The organism is Butyrivibrio sp. WCE2006, from assembly GCF_000701985.1.
GTDB lineage: Bacteria > Bacillota > Clostridia > Lachnospirales > Lachnospiraceae > Butyrivibrio.
Genome location: NZ_JNKH01000011.1, coordinates 39,410 through 57,252, shown reverse-complemented (window position 1 = coordinate 57,252; position 17,843 = coordinate 39,410). Strand labels below are relative to the sequence as shown.

Sequence of the window (17,843 nt, the reverse complement as noted above, 5' to 3'; positions counted from 1 at the left end):
CATGATGAGTATTGAAGAGAGAAAGGGCCCTGTAGCCCCAAAAGACCCAACTAAAAAGAGACCATATTTCTATATTATGCAGGATAAGCAGATATTTGCAGCACCTCAGCCTGATGGAAGAGGAATTCAGTTCATATATGAGGATATGGGCAGACTTCCTGATTCTGCAAAGCTTCAGGGCAATGTTACAGATGAAGAAATTCTCAACCTGCTTCCTACAGCAGAAGGCTTTAGAAAGCTGGTGCACAGCATAGGTGTCTGTGTAACAGAAGAGTCAGGCAAAGAGGAAGTAAACTTTGTTTTGCAGATGTATGGACAAAACCAGGGAGATCCTGCAACTATCGTGAGCAAAAGATTTCTTGCGGATGGATCAGAGCAGATTATAGACCTTGCTGAGATTGACTGGTGCGACACTGATAAGGTTGTTGGTCAGATCAGATTTGAATTCGATAAAGCACGCGTTCAGGCTATTGCAGATGTTTGCCTCTACTTAAATGATGGCTTTGAAGCACCTGAGCAGATAACAGATAGTGCAGTGGATTTTGCCTCAGATGCCTATAAAGAGATGATAGAGAGATCTGTTATGCAAAAGGGCAATCTCGAAAGATTGCACAAGGTTACAGAGAAGGCGAAGAATGGTGAAGATGTAACTCTTTCCTTTATCGGAGGCTCAATTACCCAGGGCGCAGGTGCAATCCCGATTCATGAAAAAAGCTATGCACGTATTTATGCAGATGCTTTTGAGGAAAAGTACGCTAATGGCGGAAAAGTAAACCTCATAAAGGCCGGAGTTGGCGGTACTCCTTCAGAGCTTGGAATGATTCGTTTTGAGAGAGATATTCTCAGAGATGGTAAAGAAAAGCCGGATCTTATCGTTATCGAGTTTGCTGTTAATGATGAAGGTGATGAGACCAAGGGCGTATGCTACGAGAGTCTTGTAAGAAAATGTCTTGCACTTCCCTGGAAGCCGGCAGTAGTACTGCTTTTTGCGGTATTTTCCTACGACTGGAACCTTCAGGACAGACTTGGTCCTGTAGGTGAGCGCTATGACCTTCCAATGGTTAGTGTACTTGATGCTGTATCACCGCAATTTACCTGCAAGCCGGGCGAAGGCAGAGTTATCTCAAAGAAGCAGTTTTTCTATGATATATATCATCCCAGCAACCTTGGACACCAGGTTATGTGCGACTGCCTCATGAAGATGACTGCCGAAGCTGATGCTCAGACAGAATTTGAAAAAGAGGACGATCTTCTTGGAAGAACTCCTGCCATCGGCGCTGACTTTGAAAAAGTTTATCTGCTTGATAGAAAAGATATAAGCAGTGCAACTATTGAAGAAGGTTCATTTACAGGAACAGATAATATACTGCAGATGGTTGAGATGGACAGCGAAGTAGTTCCTGTAGCACAGTTTCCCAATAACTGGCACTATGATGGAGAAAGTGACGATCCGAAGCCTTTCTGCATGAAAATCAGCTGCACAAAGCTATTGCTTGTTATGAAGGATTCAGGAGAAAATATTTTCGGAACAGCAGAAGTATTTGTTGACGGAAGAAAAGTGCTTGATGCAGACCCGCTTGTTAACGGATGGACTCACTGCAATCCACTGATAATACTCAACGGAGCAGAAGTAGCCATGCATGAAGTAGAAATCCGTATGGCAAAAGGTCACGAGCATAAAAAGTTCACTATTTTAGGTTTTGGCGTTGTTTTATAAAAGGCATAGATAGTTTTGGAGAACAAGATGAATGATAAAAACTGGAGCAAACTATGGCTCGATTATGATAAAAAGCTAAGTAATGAACAGTCTGAAGATTCCTTTAGTGTAGCATTTGATGGATTTTCTGAGGATAACCGTGTTATAAAAAGTGCAAAGAACGAACTTACAGAGGTATTTTCAAAGCTTTTTAAAGGCGGGTATACAACGGAAATTGAAAATGCCGGAAAATCAGTCTGCATAAAAAAATCAGACGAAATAAAAAATGAAGGATATCGAATATCCGCAGATGATTCAAAGCTGACAATTGAAGCATCTGACGAAAATGGCGTATTATATGGTGCCTTTCATGTAATAAAAAGTCTTTTGAGAGGAACCGGCTTTGCTAATATAAAGGCTGATGAAGTGCCTTCTAATCCTCTTAGAATGATGAATCACTGGGATAACATGGATGGAAGTATCGAGCGCGGTTATTCCGGAAGATCATTTTTCTTCGAAAATGATAATTTTTATATAAATGACAGAACACGTGATTATGCAAGGATGATGGCAAGTATAGGCATAAATGGCATTGTTATCAATAACGTCAATGTCAAAAATGCCGCTTCTTACCTTATTACTGAGAGATATTTTGATAAGGTAAGTGAACTGTCAGAGTTGTTTGCAGATTATGGTATAAAGCTCTACTTATCTCTTAATTTTGCATCACCGATAGAGCTTGGCGGACTGGAAGTATGTGACCCTCTCGATGAAAATGTAATCAGCTGGTGGGATAAGAAATTCAAGGAAGTGTATGAAAATGTTCCATTTCTTGGAGGCTTCCTTGTAAAGGCTGATTCTGAGGGAAGACCGGGACCGTTTACCTATGGCAGAAATCAGGCAGATGGTGCAAATATGCTGGCAAAAGCCATTGCTCCCTATAATGGAATCATTATCTGGAGATGTTTTGTATATAACTGCACTCAGGACTGGAGAGATTACAAAACAGACAGAGCAAGAGCCGGATATGATTACTTTAAGGGACTTGATGGTGAATTTCTGGATAATGTTATACTTCAGATAAAGAACGGGCCTATGGATTTCCAGATAAGAGAACCTGTTTCACCGCTTTTAGGAGGTCTTACAAAGACCAATCAGATGCTGGAGGTACAGATTGCGCAGGAATATACAGGTCATCAGATAGATTTATGTTATTTGATGCCCATGTTCAAGGAAGTACTGGACTTCCATACCCATTGCAAGAGCGAAGGCGACACCGTTGCTGATGTTGTAAGCGGAAGAGCTTTAAATAACAAAAATGCCGGAATGGCTGCAGTAATAAATACCGGTGATGACGCGAACTGGACAGGTAATTATCTGGCTGCCGCAAACCTCTATGGATTTGGAAGACTGGCATATAATACAGAACTGTCTTCAGAAGATATTGCGAGAGAGTGGATACAGCTTAGCTTTGATTTAAGCAAAGAAAATGAAGAAAAACTGGTATCCATGCTCCTTAGATCAAGAGAAATTTATGAAAAGTACACAAGTCCTCTTGGAATAGGCTGGATGGTAACACCTCATGAGCACTACGGACCAAGTGTTGATGGTTATGAATATTCCAGATGGGGAACCTATCATAGAGCAGATCACCTTGGACTTGGTGTTGACAGAACAGATAAGGGTACCGGCTATGCTCAGCAGTACTATCCTGAAAATGCTGATATGTACAATGATTCTGATACCTGTCCGGAAGAACTGTTACTGTTTTTCCATCATATTGCCTACGACAGGAAGTTAAAAGACGGAAGAACAGTGATACAGTATATCTATGACAGCCACTTCGAAGGAGAGGCACAGGCAGAGGAATTGTACGAAAACTGGAAGAGCATGGAAAAGGAAATTCCTTCTGAGGTTTTTGCGCTTGTATGTCACAGATTTGAAATGCAGATAGCAAATGCAAAGGAATGGAGAGATCAGGTAAACTCCTATTTTTACAGAAAAAGCGGAATACCTGATGAAAAGGGAAGAGATATATTTTAAGAAAGGTAAAGTATGAACAGACAAGAAGCGAGAGAAAGAGCCAAAGAATTAGTTAGTAAGATGACTGTTGAGGAAAAGGCCTCGCAGCTTAAATTTGATGCACCTGCAATAGACAGACTGGGAATACCCGCGTACAACTGGTGGAATGAAGCACTCCACGGCGTTGCAAGAGCAGGCACCGCTACAATGTTTCCGCAGGCAATAGGACTTGCCGCAGCTTTTGACGAAGAACTGATGGAGTGCATTGGTGAAATCATTGCTGTAGAAGGCCGTGCAAAGTATAACGAGCAGAGTAAACGTGAGGACAGAGATATATACAAAGGACTTACTTTCTGGGCTCCAAATGTAAACATATTCCGCGATCCCAGATGGGGAAGAGGACATGAGACCTATGGAGAAGATCCTTTCCTTACAAGCCGCATGGCTGTGCCTTTTATAAAGGGTATGCAGGGTGACGGTGAATATCTTAAGGCTGCAGCCTGCGCAAAGCATTTTGCTGTACATTCAGGTCCTGAGGGTGAGCGCCATCACTTTAATGCCATTGCTTCCAAGAAAGACCTGGAGGAGACTTATCTTCCAGCTTTTGAAGCATGCGTTAAGGAAGCAGATGTTGAGGCAGTTATGGGTGCTTATAACAGAACAAATGATGAACCCTGCTGTGCCAACGAGCCTCTTATGAATGGATATCTTCGCGGAAAATGGGGATTCCAGGGACACTATGTATCTGATTGCTGGGCTGTTAAGGATTTCCATGAAAATCATCATGTTACAGGTGCACCTGAGGAATCAGTTAAGCTGGCTCTTGAGACAGGCTGCGACGTAAACTGCGGTTGCACATATCAGAAGATAATGAATGCTTATCGCGCAGGAATGATAGATGAAAGCGTGCTCACAACTTTATGTGAGAGACTGTTTACCACAAGATTCCTTCTTGGAATGTTTGATGAGACAGAATATGATAAGATTCCTTTCACCGTGGTTGAATGTAAGGACCACATTAACGTGGCTCACAAAGCTGCAGCTGAGAGTATTGTACTTCTTAAAAACGATGGACTTTTACCTTTAAAGAAGGAAGGCATTAATACAATCGGTGTTATCGGACCTAATGCAGATTCCAGATCAGCACTGGTTGGTAACTATCACGGAACATCTTCAAGATATGTGACAGTACTTGAGGCTATTGAGGATTATGTAGGTGAGGATGTAAGAGTATTGTATTCTGAGGGCTGTGATCTTTGGAAAGACAATATCAGTGGTCTTGCCGATCCCAATAAGCCGGACAGAATGTCAGAGGCACTTACGGTAGTTGATTATTCTGATGTTGTTGTACTTGTAGTCGGACTTGATGAAACTCTTGAAGGTGAAGAGGGTGATACAGGTAACCAGTTTGCATCAGGCGATAAGATTGATTTACAACTTCCGCTTCCTCAGAGACAGCTTATGCATCAGGTTCTCGAAGCAGGTAAGAAGGTTGTTGTAATAAATATGTCAGGAAGTGCTATAGACCTTTCTGAAGCAGAGAAAAAGGCGGGTGCAATCCTGCAGACCTGGTATCCGGGCGCAAGAGGAGGAGTAGAGGTAGCAAAAATACTCTTTGGCGAGCTTTCTCCTTCAGGTAAGCTCCCTGTGACTTTTTATAACACATCAAAAGACCTTCCGGATTTCAGGGATTATTCCATGAAAAACCGCACCTACAGATATTTTGAGGGCGAAGTATTGTATCCATTTGGATATGGTCTTACCTATGGTGACTGTGAGGTTAAGAGCGTAAGTGTTAACGAGGCTACAGGCGCTGAGTATGGCTACAGCAGTAAGAATGAAGAACAGGAAAGAAAAACAGTTGATTCATTCAACAGAAAAAATGGAAATGCATTCAGCGGTGTAGATGTAAAAGTAACAGTAGCAAATAATGGAACAGTAGCAACTGATGATGTGGTACAGCTCTACATTAAGGATACCGGATTTGATAAGGCTATTCCTAATCCCTGCCTTTGCGGTTTTAAGAGAGTACACCTTGAAGCAGGCGAGGAGAAGGAAATCACTGTTCATGTAGCATCAAGAGCATTTACATCTGTCGATGATGATGGAAACAGAGAGATTTTCTCAGAAACATTCGTGCTTTATGCCGGAACCTGCCAGCCGGATAGCCGTTCAGAGCAGTTAACTGGTCATAAATGTATATCACAGGATATCAGATTGTGATTTTTATCAGTATAGGCTAAAAACTTTAAAAGCTCTCGTTTATCGGGAGCTTTTAGTCATATATAATGATATAGATTCCTGTTTTTCCTCAGAAAAACGGGAATCGTATTGGACCAGGTCCTCGCGAAGCGAGGGGCGTGTCCTGCCGAAGGCAGGATTTTTGTGGGCGATTTCCGCTTTTGCCCACAAAAAGTCATAGATTCCTGTTTTTCCTCAGAAAAACGGGAATCGTATTGGACCAGGTCCTCGCGAAGCGAGGGGCGTGTCCTGCCGAAGGCAGGATTTTAAAGAGGAGTAATGAGATTTATGAAGAAAAAACTTTTGTCAGTGATGATGGCATTTTCCATCATTCTTGTAACAGGTTGTGGAAATGCTTCAAATGTATCTGATGCGACCACAGCCGTTTCACAGGAAAATGTGGAGAATACAGCTCAAAATGATGTAAAGGAGGATACGTCTGATGAAGCAAAAAATGAAGTAAGCGTCGAAGAAGATGCTGATACGGATGCAGATTCCGAAGCGACTACTGAAGACGTAAATGAATCTGCCGATGAGAATAAGGAGGAAGATATGGAAAAGGATGAACGTAACACTCCTGCATGGGAGATAGTAAACCAGATGACAATAGGATGGAATCTGGGAAATACGTTGGATGCACATATTGATGGATTGAAGATCACAGATCCGCCGTCAAAGCAGGAGACCTGCTGGGGGAATCCCGAAACTACCCAGGAAATAATAGATGCAGTGCTGGATCTTGGTTTTAACACTATAAGAGTGCCAATAACCTGGAAGGCTCATCTTGATGAGAACTACAACATTGATGAAGCCTGGATGGACCGAGTGCAGGAGGTTGTTGATTACGCTTATGGGAGAGGTGCATTTGTCATAATAAATGTTCATCATGAGGATTGGAATTATCCTTATTATGATAATCAGGAAAAGGCTTCCGAAGAGCTTGCCGCTATCTGGACACAGGTTTCCGACAGATTTAAGGATTATGACACACATCTTATTTTTGAACTTCAGAACGAGCCTAGAAAGGTCGGAACAGATGTTGAATGGAATGGCGGAGATAAAGAGGGAAGAGACGTTGTTAACGCCGTAAATATGGCTGGTTATGAGGCTATAAGGGCAGCTGAAGGAAACAATAAAGAACGCCTGATAATGTTCCCCGGTTATGCTGCAAGTTCACAGGCAAATTCCTTAAGAGCTATCCAGCTTCCTGAAAATGATGACTGTGTTGCTGTTTCAGTTCATGCATACACACCTTACGAATTTGCTTTGAATATTAACGGAAGAAGTACCTATGATAACGATCATGGCGATCTGGACAGACTTTTACAGACAATTAAAACCACTTTCTTCTTAAAAAATGTTCCTGTCATAATTGGCGAGTATGGCGCGCTTAATAAGGATAATGAAGCAGAACGCGTTGAATGGGTTACATATTATCTGAAAAAGGCCAGAGAGATGAATATTCCCTGCGTATGGTGGGATAACGGCCAGTTTAACGGAAGTGGAGAAAACTTCGGTATCATAGACAGAAGGACTTTGGAGCTTCCTTATCCGGAGCTTATAAAAGCAATGCAGGAATTCAAGTAATAAAGCAGTATATTAAATTATAAAAAAACAATTAAATTGATATCTGTACAAAATAATGTGATAAAATATATTCATTCACACTATATCGTTTTCTAAACATGAGGGGGAAAGCAATATGCGAGGAATGAAGAATGGTTTAGCGATATTTTTTATGTCACTGATACTTTTGGGTGTTTTACACCTGAGCGTAAGGGCAGATGGATTTGATGCGAATTTCTATGCAAGAAAATATCCTGATGTAGTTGCCGTTGTTGGAAACAGTCCGGAAGCACTCTATAATCACTATGTGAATTTTGGTGCTAAAGAGGGAAGATCACAGAATCAGCAGGAGGATTCCGCAAAATATCAGGCAATCCTTGATGGACAGGCTGCTCCCCCGGCATCAGCACCTGTGGCAGCTGTGGCTGTTGTTAATCAGCCTGTAAATGGCTTGCCGTACAGCACATATGTTGATATCGACATTGCATCGCAGACGATGACTTTTTATGAAAATGGACAGGTAAAACTACAGTCTCCTGTTGTTACCGGAAATCCCAATCGTGGAAATGGAACACCGACAGGTACGTTTGCCATCAATTCCCATGTTGCCGGAAAAAGACTAATTGGACCTACATGGAATGTCTGGGTTGATACCTGGATGCAGTTCACACCTAATCCTTGCCATATTGGACTTCATGATGCAAACTGGAGAAGCTCATTTGGTGGTGACATCTATCAGTCTAATGGCTCTCACGGATGTGTTAACCTGCCACATGACATAGCAGTTTCACTTTTTAACAGCGTTGGAGTCGGAACCCCTGTTGTTGTTCATTAAAATGCTGGTTTTTAATTGAGCAGAGCACCCGACCAGGTATCTCCAAGTCAGGTGGAGTATTTTTGCTGAAAAAAAAATGAGCGGACAAAGTGTAAATCTTATACATTTTGTTCGCTTTTTTTGTTAAATACCAATATAATTATATGAAAGGGGCAAAGGGTCATGATGTGATTATACTTGTATAAAGCTTAGCATGACTTCTTACCCATTTCTGATGATAGGATGACATGAATAATTAGCAACATGACATCAATACATCATAACATCAAATAAGGTTTCAAGAGGGAAAATATGGCTAAGAAAAAAGAATCAGTTTTTGATAAAAGACTGGAAAATTACTATGATGAGCTCAAATGGCTCTACGGAGAACTGTATCACGGTGATGAGCAGGCATTTAACTACTTTATTACAATGCTCAGACATTTTTATGATACCAGAGATAAAAGTCTTAAAGAGTGGGATGAAAAGAAAGAGAAAAATCCCGGATGGTTCACAGGCTGCAACATGCTCGGCATGCTTATGTATACAGGATGCTTTGGAGGTACTCTTCAGGGCGTAAGAAGTCACCTGGATTATGTTCAATCTGTAGGCGTTAATTATATTCATCTTATGCCACTTTTAGAGAGTCCTAAGGATAGAAGTGATGGCGGATATGCTGTGGCTGATTTCAGAAAAGTGCAGCCGGAGCTTGGAACGATGGATGATTTGTACGAGCTTGCAGCTGATCTTCACAGCAGAGATATGAGTCTTTGTCTTGATTTTGTCATGAATCACACAAGTGAGGATCATGAGTGGGCAGTTCGGGCAAGAAGAGGGGAGAAGGAATTTCAGGACAGATATTTCTTCTATGATGACTGGAATGAGCCTAATGACTACGAGGAGACAGTTCCTCAGGTATTTCCGCAGACGGCACCCGGGAATTTTATATGGTGTTCTGAAGCAGGAAAAGTTGTAATGACCACTTTTTATCCCTATCAGTGGGATCTTAACTATAGAAATCCGACTGTATTTAACGACATGACAGCCAATATGCTGTTCTTATGTAATCAGGGCGTTGATATTATAAGGCTTGATGCGGTCCCTTATATATGGAAGACTCTCGGAACAAGCTGCAGGAATCTTCCGCAGGTGCATACTCTGGTGAGAATAATGCGCATTGCCACGCAGATAGTCTGTCCCGGTACGATTCTTTTGGGAGAGGTTGTAATGGAGCCATCCAAGGTAGTACCTTATTTTGGAACAGTCGAGAAACCGGAATGTCATATGCTTTATAACGTTACAACAATGGCGAGCACCTGGCATACGGTGGCAACTAAAGATGTAAGGCTTTTGAAACATCAGCTCGGGATAGCATTTGCTCTTCCTAAGCAGTACATATTCCTCAATTATTTGAGATGTCATGATGATATAGGCTGGGGACTTGATTATGATTTCTTAAGAAAATTCAGCGTTGAGCAGGTCTCACATAAGAAATTTCTTAATGATACATTAAGGGGAGTACTTCCGGGTTCATCCCACAGAGGAGAACTGTACAACGATGATCCTAAGCTCGGGGATGCAAGACTCTGCGGAACCACAGCGTCTCTTTGCGGCATTGAAGCTGCGGAATATGAGCTGGATGAGAGAAAACTGGATTGGTCAATTAAGCTTGATATCATGCTCCATGCGTTTTTATTCACGCAGAGCGGAATTCCTGTCTTATATAGCGGAGATGAGATTGGCCAGTTAAATGATTATTCCTACCATGAAGATCCGATAAAATGCTCAGATAGCAGATATCTTCACAGAGGTAATTTTGATTGGAAAAGTGCGGCGCAAAGAAGAAAAAGCGGTACAAGGCAAAAGCGTATTTTCGATGGCATAAAAAAGCTTGCAGGACTCAGGGCAAAACATCGTGTTTTTGATTGCGCTGCAGATGTGTGGATTGTTGAGACATGGAATGAGCATGTACTTGGCATTGGCAGATATTATAACGGAGAGAAACTGATAGCACTGTTTAACTTTGGAGATTACGAAGAAACTGCCTGGATCAATGAGGAGGGGAACTACAAAAACCTTCTGACCGGTAAGAAGTGTGAGGCAAAGGATCTGGTGGTACCTGCCCATGATTTTATCTGGCTTTTATATTAAAGATGATAGGGTCAGAAGTATATTTAGTACCTATCATCATATTAAATAAAGAAGAAACAAAAAGTAGTTGACTAAAAACCGACTGAGTGGTGTAATAGATTGGACACAACAATGTCGCATGCAATAGGTTATTGAGGTTTAAGATTAATTATGTTGGAACAAAGCACTATAGAATTACTTGTAAGTTCGTTCCCTAAGATACTGGAATATGGTTTAAAGGTTACTTTGCCGCTGGCAACAATAGCATTTATATTATCTACAATATTATCAGTGTTTGTAGCGATGGTACAATATGCGAATGTACCTGTACTTAGACAGTTCTGTAGATTTTATATATGGATAATAAGAGGAACACCGCTTCTTGTACAATTGATGGTGGCCTTTTATGGATTACCACTTCTTGGAATTCATTCTAATCCGTTTTTGATGGCGGTTATTGTTTTTACAATAAATGAAGGCGCATATAGTGCCGAGACCATGCGAGCTGCCATGGAGGCAGTGCCTGCGGGACAGATGGAAGCGGGATACTGCGTTGGAATGGGCTATATGCAGATTATGTGGCATATCATACTTCCACAGGCGTTCAGGACCGCTTTTCCGTCACTGTTTAATTCACTGATAAGCATGGTGAAGGACACATCTCTTGCATCAAGCATAACTGTTGTTGAAATGTTTACCAGAACTAAGCAGATAGCAGGACAGTCCTATAACTACCTTCCATTATATTTAGAAGTGGCTCTTGTTTATCTCATTTTCTGTACTGTACTCACATACATACAGGGTAGAGGAGAGATGTTACTTGGAAGCTATGGAATCAGAAAATAAGGGAGGGCTTACATGTCATTACTGGAAGTTAAGAACATACACAAGACCTTTGGTACAACACAGGTACTTCGTGGAATTGATCTGAAAATAGAAAAAGGAGACGTTGTTTCAGTACTTGGACCATCCGGTTCAGGAAAGACGACCCTTCTAAGGTGTATAAATTTTCTGGAAAAAGCTGATAACGGAGAGCTTATATTTGATGGTAAAAGCTATGATCTTTCCAAGATAAGCAAAGCAGAGATCTCCGGAATCAGAAACAATACAGGTTTTGTTTTTCAAAACTATAATCTTTTTGCTAATAAGACCGTACTTCAAAATGTGACATTGGGACTTACAGCTGCAAGACATATTCCTCACAAAGAGGCTGATATGAAGGCCTACGAGGTACTCTCCAGGGTTGGAATGAAGGATCATGCATCTGCTTATCCCAGTCAGCTCTCAGGCGGACAGCAGCAAAGAGTAGCAATTGCCAGAGCGCTTGCTACAAATCCCAAGATAATCTATTTTGATGAGCCTACTTCTGCGCTTGATCCGCAGCTTACGGCTGAAGTTCTTGAGGTTATGAGAGGACTTGCTGAGGACGGCATGACGATGATTGTTGTAACTCATGAAATCGGATTTGCGAAGGATGTTTCTTCAAAGGTGGTTTTTATGGCTGATGGCGGAATTATCGAAGAGGGAAATTCAAACGAATTCTTTGATAATCCTAAACAACCTAGAACAAGGGAGTTTTTAAGACTTACAAATTCCTGATATATATTTTGCGGGTGTAAAGCCTGCTATTTCGGTTACTTAAGACTTGAATTATTACAAGGAGGACAAAATGCGAAAGAAAATTGTGACAATGATGATGACAGCTGCATTGACTGTGGCGGTCGCTGGATGCGGTTCAAAGGGAGCAGCTACTGGCAGTTCTGATGACCACCTTGCAAGAATAAAGGCGGCAGGTAAGATTACAATTGCAACAGAAGGAGTATGGGCACCTTTTACCTACCACGATGAATCTACAGATGAGCTTATCGGATTTGATGTTGAGGTAGCTGCAGCAATTGCCGAAAAACTTGGTGTGGAAGCTGATTTCCAGGAGGTTGCATTTGACGGAGGTCTGACAGGTGTGTCTACCGGAACCTTTGATATGATGGCAAATGGTGTGGATGTTACCGAGGAACGTGGTAAAACCTATGATTTTACTGATCCCTACGCTTATGATCACGCTGTAGTTGTGACACTTGCATCAAATAATAACATTACTTCTTTTGCGGATTTAAACGGACTTACAACTGCTAATTCAGCAGGATCCACTTATGAAGCAATGGGTATTGAGTATGGTGCTACAGTTAAAAATGTAGATACTCTTGGTGAGACAATGACACTTGTGCAAAATGGAACAGTAGATGCTACAATAAATGCAAACACATCTGCACAGGATTATTTCAACACAACAGGAACAACAGACCTTAAGGTTGCTGCTGTTGATAAAGAGGTTACAAAGTATGCAATACCGCTCTCCAAGGGCGAAGATAATGATACCTTAAGAGCAGCTATAAATGATGCTATTAAGGAACTTAGAGAAGAAGGTAAGCTTACAGAAATATCCAATAAATATTTTGGTGCAGATATAACTGCTGAATAAATTTTGAAAAGGATATCAGAATGAACAAAGAGGGGTTAGTTGAAGAACAAAAGCTTGCAACATTGCTGGTGATATGGCGTCTTCCGGATTTTATCACATCTTTTCTTGCGGCGCTTGCAAGTGGATACATGATAATCTGGATGGAGTTTGTAGAGAGCGCCAGTATAATCATTCCCGGAATAATTCTGATAATCCTTTCTGTTAAGCTAAACAGAAATCTGAAATTCCAATTTAATTATGGTACAGGAAAAGTGGAAGCAATAACAGCAATGTGCTGTGAGATATTTGATATTGCCGGACTTTGCTGCATAGTTCTCTTTTCAATAAGAGAGCTGATAAAGCCAGAGGAGGAACACCACTTTATACTTACGGCTCTTTTATTAAAACTTGTCGGGCTTGTGATAGATTTATTCCTGCTCAACAAGCAAAAGAAGCTGGCGCATGAAGTAAAAAGCAGAATGTTTCACTCAGCCTATGTTGGAGCAAAAAAAGAGTTTGTATTTGATATAGTTGCTTCACTTGCCCTGATTTTTAGCTATGTATATAGAAAAAGTAAATGGATTAATTATTTTTCCCCGATTCTGTGTCTGATATTTGCAATACCATTCTTTGTTATTTGTTTTCATCATCTGACAGATGCAATTTATGAGCTTGTGGATTTGACACTGGATGAGGATACGCAGCTTAAACTATTAAAGGTTTTGTCCTCATATTATGAAGAATATGAGCAGCTTATAGAAGTTAAAAGCAGAAGAAACGGTAATCTTTTATATGTTGATCTTGAGCTCATGTTTGATGAAGATAAAAGCTTTAAAGAAATAAAAAAAGCTGCAGAAAATATTGCTTCCGGAATTGAAAAAGAGATAGGTGACTGTAAGGTCAACATCGTTATCAATTCAAATAAGACTTAAAACATTTACAAATATGTAAATGAGAAAAGAAAAAAGCCTTCCCTGAAACAAAAGTTTATACTTAGTTTATATTTTTGTTGGACTTTTGTTGGACAAAGATACTTATAATGAAAACATGATAAATGAAAAACACTTATCATGTTTCTTATGAGGACAATTTCTTTGAGGGGGAGATAGTTTTATGGAAACAAAAAAGTGCGTAATTATTATGTTTATTTGCCTTGTAGTAACTTTTTTTGCAGGCTATGGAAACACACAAAATGTTCGGGCTGAGCAGGCTCTTCAGAACTACGTAGGTGTGTGGAGCGATATTTACTGTAGATAAAGGAATTACGAGAAATGAATATATTAGCACTAACAGAGAGCTGAATCCCGGATGCACGACATAGTCACATGTATCCGGGATTTTTATGTTTATTCGAAAGATATTTAGTTATTTTTTGTTGTAAGAGGTAAAGATATGTTGTTTTTATTATTGATTCTTGCTATTGCCTATCTGTTCTTCCTTGAGATTTCGAAGAACCTTATTATAGGCTGGTGCATAGGAATAGTTCTATTTATTATTGCATTTTGTGTAAGGCACACTCTTAAGAAGAAAAACAAGTGGAGTGGAATTAGTGCCGTATGCACAATGATCATCCTTTTGATATGCCTTGCGTTCAACTATAAGGCTACTGAACCGCCTTATAAGCAGGTTCCTGCAGTTACATATAAAAATCCTGTGGTAACAGCACCAATTCACGTTGAGCAGGGAGACATTACAGGTGTTTATGACAAGGATCATTTAACAGAGATTTATGCAGGAATTCCCTATGCAAAAGCGCCTGTGGGAGATCTTAGATGGAAAGAACCCCAGGATCCTGAAGGCTGGAAAGGCGTAAGAGCCTGTGATACCTATGCTCCTATGGCTATGCAGCCCACACAGCAGGTATGGTACTCTTCACTGTCAGATATACTTGGAACCCATGAGTATAGATTTACAATGGGCGACGAATATAGAGAAGCCATGAGCGAGGACTGCCTGTATCTCAATGTGTACCGTCCTGCAGATTACCAGGGAGAACCGCTTCCGGTTGTATTTTATATACATGGAGGATCTCTTAATACAGGAAAATCTTATTATACAAAGTACAGAGGAGAGAGCTTTGCAAAAAAAGGAGTTATTTTAGTTAACTTTGCATACAGACTTGGTGTTTTTGGATATATGGCAAATGATGAGCTTATGGCTGAGTCTCCTAATAATACCACCGGTAATTACGGACTTTTGGATCAGATCAAGGCACTTAAGTGGGTTCATGAAAATATCGGAGCCTTTGGCGGGGATCCCGATAACATTACAATAGCCGGTGAATCAGCAGGTTCATCTTCTGTAAATGCTCTTTGTGTATCACCTCTTTCAGAGGGGTTATTTGTAAGAGCAATAGCAGAGAGTAGCGGAATAAATGCTTACAAGCCCTATCATACCTTCAGAGAGATGGAAAAAGCCCTTTCAACAGGTGAAGAGGTAATGCAGGAGTTTTCTGCTAATAATATTGAAGAATTAAGAGATATTGATGCAACAACTATTCTCACCACAAAGTCTGTCAATGACAGTATGTGCGTTGACGGCTATGCCATTACGGAACAGCCTTATCTTACTTATGAAAAAGGTGAAAATCACGAACAGGCTCTTCTTAACGGGTCTAACATGAAAGAAGCAGATGCCTTTGTTATGCCAAGAAAAGTGACTAAGGAGAACTATGAAGAGGAGCTTTCAAAGATTCTTGGTCCCTACGCAGCAGAAGCGGCAGAGCTGATACCTGCAGGAAGTGTAACAAGAGATCAGACATTTATAGTAGATGCCGGAGGAGATGCCAAGGGAAGCATGGCATTTGTTTATAGTGATGCATGGTTTTCCTACAGCCATAATGTTTGGAGCAGATACATGGAGGCGCAGAATAAGCCGGTTTATCAGTATTTCTTTACCAAAACCAACAATCATCTGAGTAATCATCACGCGGGTGAACTCATATATGCTTACGGCAATCTGGATTATTATCCCGGATTATATGATGAGGATGACTACAAGGTTTCTGAAGCCATGCAGGAATACTGGACAAACTTTGCAAAATACGGAGATCCCAATGGCACAGGCAGCGAACTTCCTAATTGGCCTGTGTGGAACTCTTCAGAGGATAAACTCTTAGAATTAAATGATGAGATAAAACTCATAGACAATCCATATCATGAGCTTAACAAAATCATAGATAAATATCAGGAAGAGCTTAAGTAATAGATATTCCCTTTAGTCCTTTAGTGTGATAAAATCATAAAGTATATATAAAAAAATGAAAAAAGAGGACTGACCTAAGGAATCCATCGCAAACGGTACCCCTTAGGTCGAAGACTAAAGGGGAGTAAATATGACAACAGCACAAATAGGTATTATCATCTCAATTTTGGCATACTTAGCTATGATGTTGCTGGTGGGATTTGTAAGCGCCAGAGATACTAATGATGTCAGTGATTTTTATCTGGGAGGAAGAAAGCTTGGACCTTTTGTGACAGCCATGAGTGCAGAGGCCTCAGATATGAGTTCTTATCTGCTCATGGGTCTGCCGGGTCTGGCTTATTTTTCAGGAATAGCAGATGCAGGATGGACTGCAATCGGGCTTATTGTAGGAACATATCTGAACTGGCTCTTCACAGCAAGGAGACTCAGGAATTACACTGAAAAGCTTGATGCTATTACCATTCCTGATTATTTCAGAAAGAGATTTCGCGATAATAGCAACATTTTACTGTGTCTCGGAGCTATATTTATCATTATTTTCTTTATTCCTTACACAGCTTCAGGATTTTCAGCCTGCGGAAAATTGTTCTCATCACTTTTTGGTGTGAATTATCAGCTTGCGATGATTGTTTCGGCTGTAATCATTATCGGCTACACTACAACGGGAGGCTTTCTTGCAGCTTCAAAGACTGATTTTATCCAGTCAATCGTTATGACCATTGCACTGTTTTTTGTACTTGGATATGGTATATATTCTGTCGCAGGTATATCTTCCGTAATCGATATTTCAAAAAGCATATCAGGATTTTTGGAGCTCAGTGAAACTCATAACAATATAACAGATGCCGCTGATGCGTATGGCTTATTTAATAAGATTACGATGTTCTGCTGGGGACTTGGATATTTCGGAATGCCACATATTCTCTTAAGATTTATGGCTGCCCGTAAGGCTACTGACTTAAAATTATCCAGAAGAATAGCATCTGTATGGGTTGTTTTTTCACTGTTTATAGCAGTATTCCTTGGAGTAGTCGGAAGAGCAATGACAGAGGCAAATGTTCTGGAATCTCTTATTGATCCTGAGAATCCCGGAAGTTCTTCCAAAGCAGAGACTCTGATAGTTGTTTTAGCTCATCAGATAAGTGAAAATGGCTTTTTCTTTGCACTTTTAGCTGGTGTAGTACTGGCGGGAATTCTTGCTTCAACTATGTCTACGGCAGATTCTCAGCTGATTGCAGCATCTTCAGCGGTTTCTGAAAATATTATTCAGGAGACCTTTGGTATTAAGCTTAATGAGAAAGCTGCTATGCTTACTGCCCGCATTACACTTATTGTTGTAGCAGTATTTGGTGTATTAATTGCATGGAATCCCAATAGTTCGGTATTTGGTATTGTATCATTTGCATGGGCTGGTTTTGGTGCGGTATTCGGACCTGCAATGATTATGTCACTGTATTGGAAAAGAACAAATAAATTCGGTGTTATGGCAGGCATGATTTCTGGCGGCAGCATGGTATTTTTGTGGAAATATTATGTAAGACCTATCGGTGGCTTCTGGGATCTTTATGAGCTTGCACCTGCATTTATTGTAGCGTTAGTATTTATAGTAATTGTAAGCCTTTTAACAAAGGCACCAGAGCAGGATATTTTGGACGAATTTGAACATGTATCCAAAATGTCTTAAGCATCGGACCAAATAAGGAGGATTTACG

13 protein-coding genes are annotated in these 17,843 nt (G+C 40.6%); all 13 read left to right on the top strand.

Annotated features, from left to right (window positions below; genetic code table 11):
- Position 1: 1 nt before the first annotated feature.
- The 13 genes from T501_RS09390 to T501_RS09335 all read left to right on the top strand — a co-directional run bounded on the left by T501_RS09390 (position 2) and on the right by T501_RS09335 (position 17,815).
- On the top strand, positions 2-1,717 hold the full coding sequence (locus T501_RS09390; protein WP_330377033.1) for an SGNH/GDSL hydrolase family protein: 1,716 nt from the start codon (positions 2-4) through the stop codon (positions 1,715-1,717).
- 27 nt (positions 1,718-1,744) lie between these two features.
- Positions 1,745-3,739, top strand: coding sequence for a glycoside hydrolase family 20 zincin-like fold domain-containing protein (locus T501_RS09385; RefSeq protein ID WP_044914500.1), 1,995 nt, complete (start codon positions 1,745-1,747; stop codon positions 3,737-3,739).
- Positions 3,740-3,751: 12 nt separating this feature from the next.
- Positions 3,752-5,941 (top strand): glycoside hydrolase family 3 C-terminal domain-containing protein, encoded by a 2,190-nt coding sequence (locus T501_RS09380; RefSeq protein WP_044914498.1) that lies wholly within the window; start codon positions 3,752-3,754, stop codon positions 5,939-5,941.
- A gap of 306 nt (positions 5,942-6,247) precedes the next feature.
- Positions 6,248-7,546 carry a glycoside hydrolase family 5 protein gene (locus T501_RS09375; RefSeq protein WP_044914542.1) on the top strand — a complete coding sequence of 433 codons (1,299 nt, stop codon included), beginning with the start codon at positions 6,248-6,250 and terminating at the stop codon, positions 7,544-7,546.
- Positions 7,547-7,661: 115 nt separating this feature from the next.
- Positions 7,662-8,360, top strand: coding sequence for a L,D-transpeptidase (locus tag T501_RS09370; protein WP_044914496.1), 699 nt, complete (start codon positions 7,662-7,664; stop codon positions 8,358-8,360).
- A gap of 291 nt (positions 8,361-8,651) precedes the next feature.
- Positions 8,652-10,490: an alpha-amylase family protein gene (locus tag T501_RS09365; RefSeq protein ID WP_044914494.1), complete on the top strand. Its 1,839-nt coding sequence runs from the start codon at positions 8,652-8,654 to the stop codon at positions 10,488-10,490.
- A 150-nt stretch (positions 10,491-10,640) separates the two neighbouring features.
- Positions 10,641-11,315, top strand: coding sequence for an amino acid ABC transporter permease (locus tag T501_RS09360; protein ID WP_044914491.1), 675 nt, complete (start codon positions 10,641-10,643; stop codon positions 11,313-11,315).
- A 12-nt stretch (positions 11,316-11,327) separates the two neighbouring features.
- A complete protein-coding gene (locus tag T501_RS09355) occupies positions 11,328-12,068 on the top strand; it encodes an amino acid ABC transporter ATP-binding protein (RefSeq protein ID WP_044914489.1) in 741 nt (246 codons plus the stop codon).
- A gap of 70 nt (positions 12,069-12,138) precedes the next feature.
- Entirely contained in the window at positions 12,139-12,948 is an 810-nt protein-coding gene (locus T501_RS09350) for a transporter substrate-binding domain-containing protein (protein WP_044914488.1), read from the top strand.
- Positions 12,949-12,968: 20 nt separating this feature from the next.
- A complete protein-coding gene (locus tag T501_RS09345; protein WP_044914486.1) occupies positions 12,969-13,859 on the top strand; it encodes a cation efflux transmembrane domain-containing protein in 891 nt (296 codons plus the stop codon).
- A gap of 181 nt (positions 13,860-14,040) precedes the next feature.
- On the top strand, positions 14,041-14,184 hold the full coding sequence (locus tag T501_RS21275) for a hypothetical protein (protein ID WP_155994825.1): 144 nt from the start codon (positions 14,041-14,043) through the stop codon (positions 14,182-14,184).
- A 135-nt stretch (positions 14,185-14,319) separates the two neighbouring features.
- Positions 14,320-16,131 carry a carboxylesterase/lipase family protein gene (locus tag T501_RS09340; RefSeq protein WP_044914484.1) on the top strand — a complete coding sequence of 604 codons (1,812 nt, stop codon included), beginning with the start codon at positions 14,320-14,322 and terminating at the stop codon, positions 16,129-16,131.
- 130 nt (positions 16,132-16,261) lie between these two features.
- Positions 16,262-17,815, top strand: a complete 1,554-nt coding sequence (locus T501_RS09335) for a sodium/proline symporter (protein ID WP_026510672.1) — start codon at positions 16,262-16,264, stop codon at positions 17,813-17,815.
- The last annotated feature ends 28 nt before the right edge of the window (positions 17,816-17,843 follow it).